We start from the raw sequence: 1,430 nt of genomic DNA, 5'->3' as shown, positions 1-1,430 counted from the left end.
CCGTTATCACCCATTCCGGACAAGCACTCCTGGTGACCGAAAGCTTACTCGGAAGCCCTCAGTGGGCGTACCTGCCGCACGACCTGCCGCCGAAGTCGGCCACCTACTACTACTTCGCCCTGTGGCGTGACGACGGCACCGACCAGGTGATCCACGATCTTCTGCGCTGCCAGGCACGGGAAAAGGCCGGCCGTCGGGAGGATCCGAGCGCGGTCGTGTTGGACACCCAGTCGATCCGGGCCGCGAACCACGTCCCGGCCGCCACGACCGGTAAGGACGCCGGCAAGAAGGTACCGGGACGCAAGCGGGGCTTGGCCGTGGACGCGTTGGGACTGATCATCGCGGTCGTCGTGACCGCGGCGTCGGTCACCGACAACGCCATCGGCATCCGGCTGCTCGACAAGGTCACCGAGCACACCCCGACGGTCACCCGCGCGTGGGTCGACGCCGGGTTCAAACAGGACCTCGCCCTGCACGGCGCCGTCCTGGGTGTCGACGTCGAGGTCGTCAAACGCTCCGACACCAAGCCCGGGTTCGTGCCGATCCGCAAGCGGTGGATCGTGGAGCAGGTCAACGGCACGTTGATGCTGCACCGCCGCCTCGCACGCGAGTACGAGAGCCGAGCAGAATCCTCGGTGTCACGAACCCTGTGGGCATCGACGGCGAACATCGTGCGGCGACTGACCGGGACCAGCACACCCTCCTGGCGGCACCGGTGAACCTTCCCGCGGTCCTCGACCTGATCGCCGACCGCGAAACCACCACACGCCAGGACGCCGACCGGCTACGCGAGCAGATCACCGAGCTGACCGGCGAACTCGCCCGCATCGACGGCGAACTGGCCGACCTGGCCACGACCCGCACTACCCTGCGCACTCTCGCCGCCGCCGAGTTCACCGCCGACGACCCGACGATCGCCAGCGCCCCCTACCAGCAGATCCTGGCTGTTCTTGGTGCCGAGCCCGCCGGCATGCGCGCCAAGGGCATCTGCCTCGCCCTCGGCGTCGAGCCCTCACCGAAACACGTCGAAGGCACCCGCGCGAAGCTGAAACGCATGGTCAACCGCCAGGTCCTCACCGAAGACGAGCCCGGAGTATTCACCCTCGCCCAGAAACGGACCTAACACTCCGAACCACCCTCTCAGGAATCGATGCTGTGCAGGAGATGAAGGTTTGGCCCTTCGAAGTCGCCTTTCGGGAGGAGGCTTCAAACCACCACATGCTGCGTTGGCTGAAGACCGTCGTGGTGAGCGATGTGGAAAAGGCACCGTAAGAGGTGTCAGGTGGGGATCAGGAAGATGAGTGAAACCGAACCGCTGTCGACGTGTCGTTACGTTTTAAAGTGGCATCAGAACCGTGGTCCTGGTTATTGAGGGCTTCCGAGTAAGCTTTCGGTCACCAGGAGTGCTTGTCCGGAATGGGTGATAACGG

The 1,430-nt window shown here is 64.8% G+C and carries 2 protein-coding genes; both read left to right on the top strand.

What is annotated here, in order from left to right; translation table 11 throughout:
- On the top strand, positions 1 to 719 hold a 719-nt coding region (locus ACFHWY_RS28490), incomplete at its 5' end, for a transposase (RefSeq protein WP_416583327.1).
- A complete protein-coding gene (locus ACFHWY_RS28485; protein ID WP_416583326.1) occupies positions 716 to 1,123 on the top strand; it encodes a hypothetical protein in 408 nt (135 codons plus the stop codon). The genes ACFHWY_RS28490 and ACFHWY_RS28485, both read left to right, overlap by 4 nt.
- Positions 1,124 to 1,430: the final 307 nt, after the last annotated feature.

It is taken from the genome of Micromonospora sp. LOL_024 (assembly GCF_048060415.1).
Classification (GTDB): Bacteria; Actinomycetota; Actinomycetes; order Mycobacteriales; family Micromonosporaceae; genus Micromonospora.
This window is presented reverse-complemented; position numbering and strand designations above follow the sequence as displayed.